This window comes from Streptomyces xingningensis, from assembly GCF_054957865.1.
In genome coordinates, this window is the sequence record NZ_JBDJPF010000006.1 from 46,572 (window position 1) to 61,854 (window position 15,283).

Annotated in this window: 14 protein-coding genes and 1 tRNA gene; 4 read left to right on the forward strand and 11 right to left on the reverse strand. The window is 70.0% G+C overall.

Features of this window, described 5'->3' with window-relative positions:
- The first annotated feature begins 360 nt into the window (after positions 1-360).
- Positions 361-2,271 (forward strand): ABC transporter ATP-binding protein, encoded by a 1,911-nt coding sequence (locus tag ABCR83_RS05115; RefSeq protein WP_462693570.1) that lies wholly within the window; start codon positions 361-363, stop codon positions 2,269-2,271.
- Positions 2,272-2,364: 93 nt separating this feature from the next.
- Here the strand turns inward: ABCR83_RS05115 and ABCR83_RS05120 are convergent.
- Positions 2,365-2,439 (reverse strand) — tRNA-Val (locus ABCR83_RS05120).
- A gap of 197 nt (positions 2,440-2,636) precedes the next feature.
- On the opposite strand from ABCR83_RS05120, the gene ABCR83_RS05125 reads away from it, so the two are divergent.
- Entirely contained in the window at positions 2,637-4,034 is a 1,398-nt protein-coding gene (locus ABCR83_RS05125; protein ID WP_462693571.1) for a hypothetical protein, read from the forward strand.
- A gap of 41 nt (positions 4,035-4,075) precedes the next feature.
- A complete protein-coding gene (locus tag ABCR83_RS05130) occupies positions 4,076-4,288 on the forward strand; it encodes an FmdB family zinc ribbon protein (protein WP_462693572.1) in 213 nt (70 codons plus the stop codon).
- Positions 4,289-4,320: 32 nt separating this feature from the next.
- Here ABCR83_RS05130 and ABCR83_RS05135 read toward each other — a convergent pair whose 3' ends face one another.
- The 4 genes from ABCR83_RS05135 to ABCR83_RS05150 all read right to left on the reverse strand — a co-directional run bounded on the left by ABCR83_RS05135 (position 4,321) and on the right by ABCR83_RS05150 (position 9,477).
- Entirely contained in the window at positions 4,321-4,986 is a 666-nt protein-coding gene (locus ABCR83_RS05135; RefSeq protein WP_462693573.1) for an O-methyltransferase, read from the reverse strand.
- Between the two features lie 62 nt (positions 4,987-5,048).
- Entirely contained in the window at positions 5,049-5,852 is an 804-nt protein-coding gene (locus ABCR83_RS05140) for an HAD family hydrolase (RefSeq protein WP_462693574.1), read from the reverse strand.
- The gene (locus ABCR83_RS05145) at positions 5,849-8,314 is read right to left on the reverse strand and encodes a phosphoribosyltransferase (RefSeq protein ID WP_462693575.1); all 2,466 of its coding nucleotides are present in this window, start codon (positions 8,312-8,314) and stop codon (positions 5,849-5,851) included. The genes ABCR83_RS05140 and ABCR83_RS05145 overlap by 4 nt, the downstream gene beginning before the upstream one ends.
- Positions 8,311-9,477 carry an HpcH/HpaI aldolase/citrate lyase family protein gene (locus tag ABCR83_RS05150; protein WP_462693576.1) on the reverse strand — a complete coding sequence of 389 codons (1,167 nt, stop codon included), beginning with the start codon at positions 9,475-9,477 and terminating at the stop codon, positions 8,311-8,313. Before ABCR83_RS05150 ends, ABCR83_RS05145 begins: the two co-directional genes overlap by 4 nt.
- Before the next feature lie 194 nt (positions 9,478-9,671).
- Between ABCR83_RS05150 and ABCR83_RS05155 the strand changes: the two genes are divergently transcribed.
- Positions 9,672-10,526 carry a TerD family protein gene (locus ABCR83_RS05155; protein WP_462693577.1) on the forward strand — a complete coding sequence of 285 codons (855 nt, stop codon included), beginning with the start codon at positions 9,672-9,674 and terminating at the stop codon, positions 10,524-10,526.
- Between the two features lie 16 nt (positions 10,527-10,542).
- Here the strand turns inward: ABCR83_RS05155 and ABCR83_RS05160 are convergent, their stop codons facing one another.
- From ABCR83_RS05160 to ABCR83_RS05185, 6 genes are all read right to left on the reverse strand, one after another.
- Positions 10,543-11,283 carry a TerD family protein gene (locus ABCR83_RS05160; protein ID WP_462693578.1) on the reverse strand — a complete coding sequence of 247 codons (741 nt, stop codon included), beginning with the start codon at positions 11,281-11,283 and terminating at the stop codon, positions 10,543-10,545.
- A 102-nt stretch (positions 11,284-11,385) separates the two neighbouring features.
- Positions 11,386-12,525: a DUF475 domain-containing protein gene (locus ABCR83_RS05165; protein WP_462693579.1), complete on the reverse strand. Its 1,140-nt coding sequence runs from the start codon at positions 12,523-12,525 to the stop codon at positions 11,386-11,388.
- 52 nt (positions 12,526-12,577) lie between these two features.
- On the reverse strand, positions 12,578-13,153 hold the full coding sequence (locus ABCR83_RS05170; RefSeq protein WP_462693580.1) for a TerD family protein: 576 nt from the start codon (positions 13,151-13,153) through the stop codon (positions 12,578-12,580).
- A gap of 137 nt (positions 13,154-13,290) precedes the next feature.
- Positions 13,291-13,866, reverse strand: a complete 576-nt coding sequence (locus ABCR83_RS05175; protein WP_462693581.1) for a TerD family protein — start codon at positions 13,864-13,866, stop codon at positions 13,291-13,293.
- Between the two features lie 127 nt (positions 13,867-13,993).
- Complete coding sequence (locus ABCR83_RS05180) at positions 13,994-14,452, reverse strand: peroxiredoxin (RefSeq protein ID WP_462693582.1); 459 nt, start codon at positions 14,450-14,452, stop codon at positions 13,994-13,996.
- 156 nt (positions 14,453-14,608) lie between these two features.
- Positions 14,609-15,031 carry a DUF3052 domain-containing protein gene (locus ABCR83_RS05185; protein ID WP_462693583.1) on the reverse strand — a complete coding sequence of 141 codons (423 nt, stop codon included), beginning with the start codon at positions 15,029-15,031 and terminating at the stop codon, positions 14,609-14,611.
- Between the last annotated feature and the right edge of the window lie 252 nt (positions 15,032-15,283).

Below are 15,283 nucleotides of genomic sequence, written 5' to 3' on the forward strand. Positions count from 1 at the left end.
GGCCCAGACCGGTGACGGCCGTGACCGAGGCCGCCGACGCGGCCGCTCTGCGGCGTAACGCATGCTTCATCGGAACCTCAATTCACCGGGTGCGAAAGGAGACTTGTCCGCCGACGGTGACGGCGCGCGAGCCTGCGTGCAAGCCCTTGTGCGCCCCACCCGAAACCGGTCGGCAGCACTCCGGATGGTCGGCGTCCGACCTGGTCACACACGCAATCCGCTGACCTGTTCGCTGATGCATCATCACCCTAGGCTGTTTGTAGGGCGAGTTGGGCTGGCAGACTTCGACCGACGGCCCGTGTCCTCCACCCTTCCCGGCCCGTTGGGCACCGGGTGCCTTGAATCCGGCGCTCTTTACCCATGGGGAGGGAGAAGCAGTCCGTGGAGGGTGACACACACAAACAGGCCCGGGACGGCAGACCGCCGTTCCCGGAGCCGGTGGAACCACGGAGCAGGGCCCAGTGGACACAGTCGGCGTTCGACCAGCTGAGCGTATGGCAGTTGGCCGCACGGATTCCGGCGGTGCTGGGGCAGGTATGCCGGATGGCATGGCGGATCGACCGCCGCGATGTGCTCATCATGGTCGGCGCGCAGCTCACCTATGGGGTGGGCTCGGCGGTCGCGTTGGCGGCGACCGCGAAGGCGATGGTGCCGGTCCTCGGTTCGGGCACGGTCGCGCACCGGGTGCACGAGGCGCTGCCCGCGCTGGTGGTCATCGCGGTCGCGGTGGGCGTGGGCAGGGTCGCCTATGGGCTGGCGTCGTGGTCGGTGGGCCGGTTGAGGCCCAGGCTGATGACGGCCGCCGATGTGGCCGTGGTCGACGCGATGCTGGCGGTGGAACTGGCCGCGTTCAACAACCCCGGCTTCACGGAGGAGCATGAGGCGGCGGAAACCGGGGCGGTGCGCTGTGACCGGTTGATCTACGACGTGCAGTCGTTCATGTCGGCGTTGATCAAACTGGTGGCGGCGTTCGGTGTGTTGACCGTGTTGCATCCGTTGATGCTCCCGGTGTTGGTGCTGGCGGTGGCCCCGACTGGGGTGGGGGCGATGGCGGAGGCGCGGATCGAGCACCAGACGTATCACGCGAACTCAGCCGGTCGCCATGTCAAGGGAATGATGCGCTGGTTCGTGACCACCACAAAGCTGGCCGACGAGGTGCGGGGCAACAGCATGGCCGGATACCTGATGTTCTGGTATCGGGCCATCACCGGCCGCATGGACGCCCGTTCGGTGACCGCGGCCGGCCGCCAGCTGCGGGTGAACCTGGCCGTGGCCGTCGCGGGCGGCGTCTGCCTGATGGTGGCCTGGGGCACGCTGGCCTGGCTGACGGTCTCCGGACGCATGTCGCTGGCCATCGCCGCGACCGCGGTTCTGGCGATGCGAGCCGCACTGGGCAACCTCACCAACGTCGTTCAATACGCCGCATCGCTGTTCCACTCCAGCCTCTTCCTCGGGGACTGGAAGCAGTTCATCGCCTCCAGCCAGGCGCATTTGCCGCCCCGGGGAACGCTGGCAGTGCCCGACCGGCCGGAGACCATCCGGCTCGACAAGGTGTCCTTCACCTACCCGAACAAGACCCGCCCGGCCGTGGACGGGGTGTCACTGACGCTGCACCGGGGCGAGGTCGTGGCGATCCTCGGGGAGAACGGCTCGGGCAAGTCCACCCTCACCCGCATGCTGGCCGGCCTGTATGTGCCGGACAAGGGCCGGGTGCTGTGGGACGGGGCGGACCTGGCGGACCTGGATCTGCGGGAGGTGTGGGAGCGCACCGGAGTGGTGACCCAGCAGTTCGGCTACTGGCCGCTCTCGGCGCGGGAGAACATCACCCTCGGCCAGCCCGTCACCTTCGACGACGGCAGGGTGTGGGAGGCCGTCGATGCGGTGGGGATGCGGGAGGCGTTCGAGGAACTGCCCGACGGCCTCGACACCCTGCTCGCCGCCGAGTTGTGGGGCGGGGTGTCCCTCTCCGGCGGCCAGTGGCAGCGGGCCGCATGCGCCCGTGTCCTCTACCGCAAGCCCCCGGTCGTCATCCTCGACGAGCCCACGAGCGAGATGGACGCACGCGGGGAGCACCGCATGTTCCAGCTCATGGGCGCCCTCGCCCCCGATGCCATCATCATCGTGGTGACCCACCGGCTCGCGAACACGCGTATCGCGGACCGGGTCATCGTCATGGACCAGGGCCGTATCGCCGAGCAAGGGACATTTGAGTCCCTGGTGAAGGCGGGCGGGCTGTTCCAGGAGTTGTACGAGCTGAGTCAGGACCGCTGACGATGTCCCTGCGGAAGGTGGCCGGCCCCGGCCGTCCCCTTCCGCAGGGGATGTCAAAGGCCCCGGACCGCAACCGGTCGGGGGCCTTCGCATTGGTGGGCACAGCTGGGATCGAACCAGCGACATCTGCTTTGTAAGAGCAGCGCTCTACCGCTGAGCTATGCACCCGGAACGAAATGACAGCCTACATGCCCCGGCCCGACTCCCCGCAAACGCGCTTCGGGTGGCCCGGGGGTCAGGGCGGGTCTTACGGATCTTACGGAGATCGCCATGTCGCGTCCTGCCCGTGCCGTCGCCGTACCGCTGCTGCCCGGCCCTGACTGTCCTGGGGGATCGTTCCGGGGGTTTGCGAGGCGGATGGGAGAATGTCCTCCTGGGCTGGGGCGATCAACGGGAGAGGGCAGAGGCACGTGACGGCTACCTTCGCGAAGTCCGTAAGACCAGCGGTCCGGGAGGCCCTCGCCCTGGTGTTGTTGCCGGTGCCGCTGCTGGTCATGGCCGCGCCGGCGGCCTTCTCCGGCGGCGGGGCGCGTCGCTGGGGGCGGGGGCGGGGGGAGGGGCAGCGCGCGCAGGCTCTGGCGGCCAAGGACGAAGCCGCGGCGGCGTTCTATGAGCTGGACACGGCGCAGCGGGAACTGCGGATCTCCCTGGAGACGATCACTGCGGTGGACTCCTCGCCCGAGGCGCACCGGGCGGCCGCGGACTTCGCGGCGCTGGGGGCGCGCATCGACGAGGTGTCGGGTGCGTACATCACGGCGGTCGACGCGCATGATCTGGACCGGGAGGATCTCGACGCCTCGGCGGCCTCCCGGGCACGTGCGGATCTGGCCGGGGCCAGGGACGAGCTGATCCGGGCCAAGGCGGAGCTGGAGCGGTTCGGTCAGGGGCTCGGGCCGCTGCTGGCCGCCGCCGAGCAGGAGCTGGCCCGGCTGGCGCCGGCCGTGGAGCGGGCCCGGCAGGGGCTGCTGGCGGCGAGCGAGGCACTGGATGCCGCGCGGGCGTCGGGGCTGCGGGCCGATGATCTGGCGGCCCGGCTGGCCGCGTTGGGGCCGGAGCTCACCAGGCTCAACCAGGGGGCGGGCCGGCACGGGGCGCAGGCGACCATCGGCCGGGCCGAGCAGGTGCTGCGCGAGGCCGGGGCGATCCGCGCCGCGGCGGAGCAACTGCCGCAGCAGGCCGGGGAGATCGACAAGCGGCTGGTCTCCTTGCGGACCCGGGCACAGGCGATCACCACCCGGGCGTCGGGAGTGGCGCCGGTGCTCAGTGAGTTGCGGCGGCGGTATAGCGCGGCGTGCTGGCAGGACCTCCAGCAGGTGCCGGAGCAGGCGGCGGCCGCCGTCGGGCAGGCGGAGGCGAAGCTGGGCGAGGCGCGGGCGGCGCGCGAGGAGCAGCGGTGGCCGGATGCGTTGTCGCTGTTGTCGACGGTCCGGGAGTTGTTGAGGAGCACGGACGAGGCGGTGTCGGCGGCCGGTGACCGGCTGCGGCGGCTGGACGAGGTGGCGGCCGACCGGCAGCGGGAGATCGACCGGACGCGGTTTGCGATCCGTGATGCGCAGCGGCTGGCGATGGCGGGGCGCAGCACGCCGGATCCGCGTCATGCGGGTCCGCTGGACGAGGCGGTGGCCCGGCTGGACCGGGCGGTCGGGGGGCTGGCGGGGCGGCATCCCGACTGGTGGCGTTTTCTGACCGAGACGGAGGCGGTGCGGGAGTCGGTTGCCGGGGTGGTGCGGGAGATTCGCATGGAGCGGGGCGGCGGGCGTTAGGGGTGTGCTGGGGCTGCTCGCCGCTGGTTATGCTGCCTGGCATGCCTCGTTATGAATATCGCTGCAAGGCCTGTGGTGGCACCTTTGAGCTGAACCGGCCGATGTCCGAGTCCTCGGCGCCGGCGAGGTGCCCCGAAGGGCACGCGGACACGGTGAAGTTGCTGTCGACGGTGGGCATCACGGGTGCGGCGGCCCCGCGCGGTGGCAACGGTGGTGGCGGTGGCGGGTGTTGTGGGGGTGGCTGCTGCGGCTAGGGGGCGCGCTGATCCATAAGACACGCTCCGGGTCAGCCGGTCTTGCGGGCCAGGGTCAGGCCGTCGGCGACGGTAAGCATGATGGATTCCATCCGGTGGTCGGCCCTGACATGGGCGTTGAAGGCCCGGATGTCCGCGCCCGGTCCGGTGGTGACGGCGGGGTCGATGGCCTGGCCGTCGAAGAAGACGTTGTCGGCCACCAGCAGCCCGCCCGGGCGCAGCCGGGGCACGAGTTCGTTCCAGTAGTCGATGTAGCCGTCCTTGTTGGCATCGAGGAAGGCGAGGTCGATATGGGGTTCGGCGGGCAGGGCGCGCAGGGAGTCCAGGGCGGGCGCGATGCGCAGCTCCACGCGGTCGGCGAGGCCGGCCTTGGCCCAGGCCTCGCGGGCGTGGGAGGTCCATTCCTCGGAGATGTCGAGGGTGATCAATGTGCCGTCGGCGGGCAGTGCTTGGGCCATGGACAGGGCGGACAGCCCGGTGAAGGTGCCGACTTCGACGATGTGGCGGGCGCCGGTGAGGCGTACCAGGAAGGCGAGGAGCGGGCCCTGCTCCTCGGGAATCTGCTTGACGGCGACGTCGGGGTAGCGGGTATGGGTGGTCTCGACCAGGGCGCTTTGCACCGGGTCGAGCGGGGGGTTGTGGGCGAGGACATAGGCGTACAGCTCGGGGTCGAGCCAGTTGCTCTTGCGGGCGGCCATGCGATCTCCTCGGTGGGCCGGCGGAGTTGTGGCACACCGAGGTTACGAGCTGTCCGGTGGTCTTACGAGACCGCCCGGGTGAACGCCCGGATGATCTCCTCCCCCGCGGCGACGCCGGTGGTGGTGAGGGCGGTGACGTGCGGGGCGTGCCAGTCCGCGGCCGCCAGCTCGCCGTGGCCGGGCCGCCAGCCGTGGTCGGCGGCGAGCAGCAGATCGGCGTCGAGGAGGGAGTCGCCGGCGGCGAGAATGCGGGTGGCGCCGGTGCGGCGGGCGATCTCGGTGACGGCGGCGCTCTTGGTGAGCGGCCGGGGCACGGCGTAGAGCTTGCGGCCCTGGAGGGACACCGTCCAGCCGCGTGCACCGGCCCATTCGGCGAGGTCCTTCGCCCAGTGGTGGGGCAGCCGGTCGCGGTCGACGACGAGGTAGACGAACAGGTCGTCGGCGGTGCGCTCCTTGAGCAGCCAGCCGGGGTCGGCGGTGCGCAGCAGGTGGGCGCGTACGTCCTGCAGCGGGGCGCACTCGGCGGCCAGTGCGCGGCGTACGCGGGCCCGCCAGGGGCGGTCGGGTTCGCCGTGGACCAGGAGTTCCCCGCCGTTGGCGCAGACCGCGAACTCGGGGGCGGGGCCAGGCAGCCGGATGCGCTCGTACTGTTCGCGGGTGCGGGTGGTGGCGGGTACCAAGGCGGTGGTGCGGGCCAGTTGGGCCAGCAGTCCGGCGGCGTCCTCGGTGAGGTAGGACAGCGGTTGGTGCCGGTAGGTCTCGACGCACAGCAGGCGGGGGGCCTGTGCGTCGGGCATGTTCAGGCCGAGTGCGGCGGCGGAGTAGATCAGGGTGCGGTCGAGGTCCGTGGCGATGAGTACCGTCACCGGGCCCGCACCGCCCTGCCGTCGGCGCCGGTGGCGCTGCGGGTGTAGCGGGGGTGGACCAGGCCGACACAGCTGTAGGGGAGGTCGTCGGTCTCTTCGACGGGCACCCCGCGCTGTTCGGCGAGCAGCCGTACGTGGTCGAGGTCGGAGCCCGCGCCGCGCTTGGCGAGGATCTTCCAGGGGACGCGGCGCAGCAGGACGCGGGTGGTCTCGCCGACGCCGGGCTTGACGAGGTTGGGGTCGCCGATGCCGTATGTCTCGCTGATCCGCTCGACGGCCGCCCAGCCGTGCCAGCTGGGGGTGCGGTCGGCGGCGGCCAGTTTCTTGGCGTCGAGGGCGACATCCTCCCCGACCTCGGTGAAGCGGGCGGTGACCGTGTCGAGGAAGGAGTGGGAGACATCGGCACCGGCGAGCTCTCGGTAGTACTTGGCGCCGTGGAAGTCGGCCGGGCCGACCAGGTCCGTGCGCAGCACGGTGCGTGATATCAGGCCGGAGACGGTGGAGTTGAGGCAGGCGGAGGGGATCAGGAAGTCGTCGCGCGTGCCATAGGTCGCCACGCAGGAGCCGGGGTCGGCGAGCACGGCGAGCCGGGGGTCGAAGGGCGTGCCGCGGACGGCCTCGGCCAGCTCGCGGGTGATGGCGCCCTTGCCCGTCCAGCCGTCGACGAAGACGATGTCGGCCGGGTCGTGGTGGGCGGCCAGCCAGCGCAGGGCGTTGGTGTCGATGCCGCGGCCGCGGACGATGGAGATGGCGTAGTGCGGCAGGTCCAGGCCGTGTGCGTGGCGCGCCCAGCGGCGCATCAGGATGCCGACGGGGGTGCCGGCGCGGGCGAGGGAGACCAGGACGGGGCGGGGGGACCGCTCCGCGAGCACGGTCTCGGTGACCGCGCCGACGGCGCGGGCGATGCGGGTCGCGGAGGTGTCCAGGGCGGCGCGGTAGAGCGCCTGGTAGCGCTCGCTGGGCTGGTATTCGACGGGCAGCGACTCGGCGTAGTGCGCGCCGCCGCTCTGGATGGCCTCCTCGCGTTCCTCGGTGGGGGCTTCGAGGGTGACCGTGGAGAGGTCCTGGAGCAGCCAGCCGACGTCCTCGGGGGCGTAGGAGGAGAACGCGGGGCCGCGCAGGGGTTCGCCTCCGGCGCGGTGGGACGGGATCACGGCCAGCAGGACCTTTCGGGTGTGCGCGGCGAGCGTGTCCAACAGGCCGCCGGGTGCGTGGAGTTCGGGGGTGTCGGCGGTGGAGTCGAGCACGGCGACGATGGCGTCGAAGCGGCCGTCCGCGATGTTGTAGGCATAGCGTTCGCCGGGGCCGTCGGCGGGGTTGTCGTGTGCGGGGAAGACCAGGCGGGTGCGGATGGCATAGCCGGGGTCGTCGACGGCGAGGACGGGGGACCGGGTGGTGGTGGAGAAGCGGATGTCCGTGCCGGGGAGGTGGGCTTCGACCGCGCCGGCGATGCGGAGGGGGGTGTACATCAACTCCTCGTTGCCGAGGACGAGTACGCGGTGCGGGTGCGGGGGCAGGGCCGCCGCGATGCGCTCCGCCATGCGGGGCAGGGCCGCTTCCAGGCGGGCGCGGTGTGCGGGGGTGAAGCCGTGCCGGCCTCCGTCGGGGAGGCCGGCGGGCCATGCCAGGTCGACGCGGGTGGCTGCCTTCTCCACCCCGGTGCGTGGCTGTGCCGCGGGGTCCGGGGCACCGCCCCGGGGGGCGGGGAGCGGGTGGGGCCGGGGCTCCGCCCCCTCATGCGCGGCCACCAGCTCCCTCCCCCGCTCCAGTACTCCGTCCGGCAGCGCGACTTCGCCCGCCGCCAGGGCGACGACATCGATCCGCGCGCCCAGCGACGCCGCGAACTCGGCGCAGCGCGCGCGGTCGCGGGCGCTGCGCAGGTCGACCAGGGCGGCGACCACATAGCGCTCGCGGGGGTACCGGGCGTGCAGGGCCGCGATGGTGTTGCGGACCGTGCGGCCGGTGGAGAGCTCGTCGTCGACCAGGACCAGCGGGCCCCGGCCCGCCGGCAGGGCCGGGTCCTCCGGCAGCAGCAGGTGCGAGGTGGCGTGGCTGTGTTCCTCCTCGAAGCCGCCGACGGGTGTGATGCCGGGCACCGGGCGGCGGGTGGAGTGCAGATACGGGGCGTGGGCCAGGCCGTCGGCGACGCAGTGGCCGAGGCCGGTGGCGGTCTCGGCGTAGCCGAGGACGACCGGGTGCCCGGTGCTCCCCCGGCCGTCGGCGTCCAGCAGTTCGCGGACCCGGCGGCCCAGCCGCAGGCCCGCCTCGTACACCACGGCGGGCCGCTGGGGGACGTGTTTGCCGAGCACCCGGGAGACCAGGAGATGTGCCCTCCTGGGATTGCGCCGCAGGGCGAGGCCCAGCAGCTCCGGCAGCCGGGCGTCGCCGTCCAGCCGCACGCCGAGCCGGTCCGTGACCCACTGCCCCGACCACACCACGCTGTTGTTCCCTCTCGTCCTCATCCGGGCTGTCGGACGCTCGCCGCCAGCAGTTCCACAAAGCCGATGTCCTCCCGTGCCACGCCGAACACCTCGGCGCGCAGCAGGGTCCGCTCGGCCCAGGCCCGGTGCGGCTTGGTCTCGTTCATCTTGTTGGTGTAGGCGGAGCGCAGCACTCCGCCGCCGCCGCGCACCGAGCGGAGGATGTCCTGGGCGTCGCCGAACTCCTCGTGGCTGACCACCGAGAGCGCATGGACCGGGGCGACATGCGAGGGGTGGATGCAGGTCTTGCCCTGGAGGCCGTTGGCGCGGTCGAGTTCGATCTCGCGGAGCAGGCCGTCCAGGTCGTGGGCGATCAGGGCGGCGCGCAGTTCCTCGGCCGGGCCGGCGAAGGGGCTGCGGCGCAGCTGGGGCTTGAACATCCGCTCGTGCTGGCGGAAGTACTCCCATACCGGGCCGGTGACGGTGAAGCCGCTGCCGTCCGCGCGGCCGAGGACATTGACCACATCGGCGATGACGGAGGCGACCAGCTGGACGTCGTAGGCGGTCATGTCGGGTGCGCGGCGCAGCCCGTAGGCGGAGCAGAAGTCGGTCACGCCGAGCCGGAGGGCGAGCACCCGGTCACGGTATTTGGTGACGGCGCGGGAGATTCCGGCGAGGGTGGCGGTCCGGGTCTCCAGGTGGAGGAGTTCGGGTGATTCGAGGACGGGCATGGCGAACAGCCGTTGCCCATGGGTGCTTTCGGCCGCGGTGAGGGCCTCGAGGAAGGGCAGGCCGCGGTCCTCGGTGAACTTGGGCAGGACAAATCCGGACAGCAGCCGCCGGGCGGGGCCGAGCCGTCGTACCAGGTCGGGGATCTGGCCGGGCCGGCGGACGCGGATGAAGAGCAGCGGGAGTGTCGCGGGGGCGGGGTGGAGTTCCCTGAGCCGGCGGACGAGGTTGTCCTCCGCGGCGGGCACTTCGGCGTCGCCGATGGAGTCCTCCAGGCACAGGACCATGGACGTCACGCCGCGGTCCGCCTGTTTGACGATGTCGCGGGCCAGGGTGGGCCGGGTGGCGGGACTGTAGAGGGTGGCGCCCAGGGCGACGGCGAGCGTGCCCGGCGGGGAGTCGGTGTCGAACTCCCCCGGTTCCCGGAGGAACAGCCCGTTCCGCACCTCGGGCGCAAGGTGTCCAAAATGTCGCATCGCTCTCCCCGTTCACCGCGCGGTGTCCCGCCCATACCACTCGCGTGGCCGATTATCGTACGCTCGGCAATGGGTCAAGAGTTCCCCAAACGCTTGAAAAACTCGCACCTCACATCGGTCCACCCGGTAAACGGCGGCCGGGTGCTCCGCCCCCGCGTTGTCCACGGCCCGTGCGGGAGGGCAGGATTGCGGGCATGACGCACGCGATGCTGAAGGGGTCGAACATCCCGCTGGAGGCCGGATCCATACGGGCCGTGCTGCGCTGGACGCCGGGCCCGGGCGTCCCGGATGTGGATGTCTCGGCGCTGCTGCTGGGCAGCGACGGACGCGTGCGCTCGGACGAGGACTTCGTCTTCTACAACCAGCCGCGCCACCCTTCGGGGCTGGTCCACCACCTGGCCAAGAAGCGGCTGACCGAGGGGATGACCGACTCGGTCGAGGCCGAACTGTCCGCGCTGGACGCCTCGGTGCGCCGGGTGGTGCTCGCCGCATCCGCGGACGGCGGCTCCTTCGGGCTGGTCAAGGACCTGTGCGTACTGCTCTATGACGCCGCGCACGGCACCGTCCAGGGCGAACCGGTGGCCCGCTTTGCCGTACAGCCGGAGACCGGCCAGGAGACCGCCATGATCTGCGGTGAGCTCTACCGGCGGGGAGACGGCTGGAAGTTCCGCGCGCTCGGGCAGGGCTATGCCTCGGGCCTGGTGGGGCTGGCCACCGAGTTCGGCATCTCGGTGGACGACGCGGACGAGGCGGACGGCGCGGATGGTGCGGACGGCCCCGAGGCGGAGAGCGCCGCGCCGCCGATACCGTCTTCGCCCATACCGCCGCAGGCGGTGCCCGGGCAGGGGACCGTCCAGGTCTACCCGCCGCCGCCGTCCGTGCCGCCGGTGATCCCGCCGCAGCCCCTGGGCGCTCCGGCGCCCGCATATGGCTATCCGCAGTATCCGGCGGCACGGCCGTCCTATGGCTACCCCCAGCAGCGGCACCCGCCGACCGCCCCGGTCTTCCGGCTGCCGCCGCAGGGGCCGCAGTTCCAGCCGGGGGGCTGACCGGGTTCCGGTGGGGTCACACCTTGGTCTTGTAGCCCCGCCCCCACTGGAGACCCCAGCCGTAGAGACGGTCCAGCTCGGCCTGGAAGCCGTAGACGTACTTCATCTCGCGCCGGACGACGATCTCCTTCTTGTTGTTCTCGATCATCACCACCGCGCAGGAGCGCGCCTCCGGTGCCCGTTCGTGGAGCGAGACCTCCAGGCGCGGACCGCTGCCCGGATAGAGCGTCACCGTCGCATGCGTACGGTCGAACGCCGGGGTGCCGTCGTAGATGTAGACGAAGATCAGCAGTCGCTTGATCTCATCCCGGTGGTCCATGTTGATGTAGATGTCCTCACCCGCCCCGGAGCCGAACCGGTCGTCTCCGCTGAGCTGCACATACGGCGGTGAGTTGATGCTGCCCAGTATGTTTCCGAGAGGCTGGACTACGCCCTTGGCGCCGTCCCAGAGCTCATACATGCAGGCGAGGTCGAGATCCACGGAGACCATGGCGGTTCCCTGGGCCTGCACCACATCGGGCGTGAACTTGCGGAACGGGTGCCGCTTCCCGGCGCCGCGGGCCTTGTCGCCGAAGTCGGAACTCCGCATCCGCCATGACAGGTTGACCCGCAGGTTGCCGCCCATGCCACCCTGCTTGGTCAGCGAGTACGTCGGGTTGCGCTTGGTCAGCTCGACCGCGCCACTGGCGTGGTGGCCGTTGTCGAACTGCCTGGCATTGCTTCCCCAGTTACCGAAGAGCCTGTCCCATGCGGTCATCGTGTGACCCCCCACCCTGTGTCGTGGACCAACTGCCGCGGGGCGGCCGGAGGGTGATCCTCACAACCGCCCCGCTCAGAGGGTTCCGCAAATGTGCCAGGGTCACACCCCGGAGGTGACTTCCTGCTTGGCCGCCTCGCCGCTCCCCGCTGCAGCCTCCTTGCGATTGCGCCGCACCGAGGACAGGAACGACAGGCCGATCAGCACCACGCCGACGAGCCCGGTGATGACCTCGTTGATCTCGTACTTGATGGTGGCGAGCAGGATGACGGCGAGCGCGCCGATCGCATAGTGCGCGCCGTGCTCCAGGTAGACGTAGTCGTCGAGGGTGCCCTTGCGGACCAGGAAGACCGTCAGCGAGCGGATGTACATCGCGCCGATGCCCAGCCCCAGGGCCATCACAAAGATGTCATTGGTGATGGCGAAGGCGCCGATGACCCCGTCGAAGGAGAACGAGGCGTCGATCACCTCAAGGTAGAGGAACATAAAAAAGGCGGCCTTGCCCGCCAGCCCGACGACCGAGCCACCGCCCTTCCTCGCGGCGGGCGCCTCCTCGGGTTCCTCGGACTCCTCGTCGTCCTCCAGCCGCTCCTCGAAGAAGCCGGAGATGCCGCCCACGACCAGATAGGTGACCAGGCCGCCGATCCCGGCCAGCAGCACCGTCGCAGCCTTGTCGACCGTGCCCTCACCGCCGTGCACCGGCACCGAAGTGGCCACCGTGGTGGCCGAGATGAGCAGCACCACCAGCGAGACGACGACGGAAAGGCTCTCCACCTTGCCGAACCTGGCGAGCGCCCGCTCCAGCCGGCCGAGCCACTGTATTTCCCGCTCCTCGAAGAGGAAGTCCAGGAAGATCATGAGCAGGAACATGCCGCCGAAGGCGGCGATGGCCGGGTGGGCGCCGGTGACCAGCTGCTCGTACCGGTCGTGGTCGTTGACCGCGACCCTGACCGCCTCGATCGGCCCCAGTTTGGCGGTGATGGCCACGATGACCACCGGGAAGACCAGCCTCATGCCGAAGACGGCGATGAGAATGCCCAGGGTCAGGAACATCTTCTGCCAGAAGGCGTTCATCTTCCGCAGGATTCCCGCATTGATGACCGCGTTGTCAAACGAGAGCGAGATCTCCAGGACGGACAGGATCGCGACAATCGCCAGCCCCTGCCACCCCCAGAGAACGCCGGCCAAGGCCAGGCCGGCCGCGGTGACGGCGAACGACCAACCAAAGGTTTTCAGGAGCACTGGCTACCCAATCCCTCGCTGTCCGGGGATTTACCCGGCACAGTACGTGGCTTTACGAAACATTGACCCCGAAGTCTAGAGCGATGCCACGCAGGCCCGACGCATACCCCTGGCCGACGGCCCGGAACTTCCATTCACCGCCATAGCGGTAGACCTCTCCGAAGATCATCGCCGTTTCGCTCGAGGCATCCTCGCTCAGGTCATAGCGGGCCAGCTCCGAACCGTCCGCCTGGTTGATCACACGGATATAGGCGTTGCTGACCTGGCCGAAGTTCTGCCCGCGGACATCGGCCTCATGGATGGAGACCGGGAACACGATCTTGTCGCAGGCGGGCGGCACCCGATTGAGGTCCACCAGGATCGTCTCGTCGTCGCCCTCGCCCTCACCGGTGAGGTTGTCACCGGTGTGCTCGACGGAACCCTCCGGGCTCTTGAGGTTGTTGTAGAAGACGAAATACTGATCACCCAGCACCCGGCCCGAGGCGCAGAGCAGCGCGCTGGCGTCCAGGTCGAAGTCCGCACCGGTGGTGGTACGGGCGTCCCAGCCGAGACCGACGACGATCGCGGTCAGATTCGGCGCGGACTTGGAGAGGGAGACATTGCCTCCCTTGGCGAGCGTGACGCCCATGGTCTTGTTTCCTCCCCGAGTTGAACGGTGTCATTGCGCACGACCGGCGCCGCACCCCCGAAAACACCCAGGACACGGGCCTGGGACGGGTGTACGGCGCCGGACGTGGTGCCGTGGCCTCACGGCCCGGTCTTCTCTCAGACGTTGACGCCGAAGTCCTGCGCGATGCCGCGCAGCCCGGAAGCGTAACCCTGGCCGATGGCCCGGAACTTCCACTCCGCGCCATTGCGGTAGAGCTCACCGAAGACCATGGCGGTCTCGGTCGAGGCGTCCTCGCTGAGGTCATAGCGGGCCAACTCCGAACCGTCCGCCTGGTTCACCACGCGGATATAGGCGTTGCGCACCTGGCCGAAGCTCTGCTGACGGGTCTCGGCGTCATAGATGGAGACCGGGAACACGATCTTGGCCACATCGGCCGGAACGCCCGCCAGGTTGACCTTGATGACCTCGTCGTCGCCCTCGCCGTCGCCGGTGAGGTTGTCACCGGTGTGCTCGACGGAGCCGTCGGGGCTCTTGAGGTTGTTGAAGAAGACGAAGTGCTGGTCGGAACCGACCTTCCCCTGGTCGTTCGTCAGCAGGGCGCTGGCGTCCAGGTCGAAGTCCGCACCGGTGGTGGTACGGGCGTCCCAGCCGAGACCGACTATGACGGCGGTCAGGTTCGGGGCGCTCTTGGTCAGCGAGACGTTGCCGCCCTTGCTGAGACTGACTCCCACAAGTCCTCCATTGGTTCAAGAGGGCGGACGAGAACCGTGCCCCCTGTTGTTGCGATGGCACATGGTCAACGTCCGGATGACGGGGACCGGTTCCCGCCGGCGGCAGAGTCCTTCGGCGGCGGGGCCTTCAGAGCTTGCCGAGCTCCGCGATGTACTCGTTCAGGTCACGGGCGTCCGGCAGGCCGTTGACGACCGTCCAGCGCACCACCCCGTCCTTGTCGATGATGAAGGTGCCGCGCACCGCGCAGCCCTTCTCCTCGTCGAAGACGCCATAGGCGCGGCTGACCTCGCCGTGCGGCCAGAAGTCGGACAGCAGCGGGTACTCGAGGTTCTCCTGCTCCGCGAAGACCCGCAGGGAGAACGGCGAGTCATTGGAGACGGCCAGCAGCTGCACCTCGTCGTTGACGAACTTCGGCAGCTCATCGCGCAGCGCGCACAGCTCGCCGGTGCAGACACCGGTGAAGGCGAAGGGGTAGAAGAGCAGCACGACGCTCTTCTCGCCCCGGAAGTCGGAGAGCCTGACGGTCTCGCCGTGCTGGTTCTTCAGCGCGAAGTCCGGGGCCTTGGTGCCGACATCGATCGCCATAGTCGCTTCCCTCATCTCGGCGGGCGCCGGCCACGGAGGGGGCCGGCACGGATAGGCGGCCAGTCTGTCACTGCCCCGGGGGCGCGACGCATCGCGCCCCCCGCGGCAGTGGCCGTGGGGGGCGTGAGAGGTGCCGCCGGCCGGTGCCGGCCGCGATCAGCGCTTGCCCGACTTCAGGCGGGTGCCGGTCCAGTCCTTGGCGACGCTGACGCTCTTGGCCGGGCTCAGCCCCGCGGTCTGCGACGCATCCTGGACGTCGCTCGGCTCGACATAGCCGTCCCGGCCGGTCTTGGGCGTCAGCAGCCAGATGGTGCCGGCATCCTCGAGCAGACCGATGGCATCCACCAGCGCGTCCGTGAGGTCTCCGTCCTCGTCCCGGAACCACAGCAGGACGACGTCTGCCACGTCGTCGTAGTCCTCGTCAACGAGGTCCTGGCCGATGAGGGACTCGATGCCTTCACGGAGATCCTGATCGACGTCGTCGTCGTAGCCGATCTCCTGGACCACCTGTCCGGGCTCGAAACCCAGCCTTGCGGCGGGGTTGATCCGATCCTCCGCGTGGTCCGCGGTCGCGCTCACTGAGTGCCTCCTGTCATCTTTCGAGAAAGGTTCACGTCGCCTCGCGTGCGCGAGGCATTGGGCGTAGTCCACACGTGCCGGACGGATCGCGCAAGTACCCGCTCAGCGATCCCTCCCAAACGTTGACGTCTCATGGCAACTCCAACCATGAGGCCGGTGCCACCAGTGATTCACAACACAGAGAATGCCGGGTTTGTGAAGTTACTCCCTGCGATTACCGCACCCGGGGCCGAACGGCCGTACGCAGAGGAC

Bases quoted from the DNA above. Each gene is read 5' to 3' on its own strand.
- ABCR83_RS05115 (WP_462693570.1), top strand. From the start codon at position 361: ATGGGGAGGGAGAAGCAGTCCGTGGAGGGTGACACACACAAACAGGCC.
- ABCR83_RS05125 (WP_462693571.1), top strand. From the start codon at position 2,637: ATGTCCTCCTGGGCTGGGGCGATCAACGGGAGAGGGCAGAGGCACGTG.
- ABCR83_RS05130 (WP_462693572.1), top strand. From the start codon at position 4,076: ATGCCTCGTTATGAATATCGCTGCAAGGCCTGTGGTGGCACCTTTGAG.
- ABCR83_RS05135 (WP_462693573.1), bottom strand. From the start codon at position 4,986: ATGGCCGCCCGCAAGAGCAACTGGCTCGACCCCGAGCTGTACGCCTAT.
- ABCR83_RS05145 (WP_462693575.1), bottom strand. From the start codon at position 8,314: ATGAGGACGAGAGGGAACAACAGCGTGGTGTGGTCGGGGCAGTGGGTC.
- ABCR83_RS05150 (WP_462693576.1), bottom strand. From the start codon at position 9,477: ATGCGACATTTTGGACACCTTGCGCCCGAGGTGCGGAACGGGCTGTTC.
- ABCR83_RS05155 (WP_462693577.1), top strand. From the start codon at position 9,672: ATGACGCACGCGATGCTGAAGGGGTCGAACATCCCGCTGGAGGCCGGA.
- ABCR83_RS05160 (WP_462693578.1), bottom strand. From the start codon at position 11,283: ATGACCGCATGGGACAGGCTCTTCGGTAACTGGGGAAGCAATGCCAGG.
- ABCR83_RS05170 (WP_462693580.1), bottom strand. From the start codon at position 13,153: ATGGGCGTCACGCTCGCCAAGGGAGGCAATGTCTCCCTCTCCAAGTCC.
- ABCR83_RS05180 (WP_462693582.1), bottom strand. From the start codon at position 14,452: ATGGCGATCGATGTCGGCACCAAGGCCCCGGACTTCGCGCTGAAGAAC.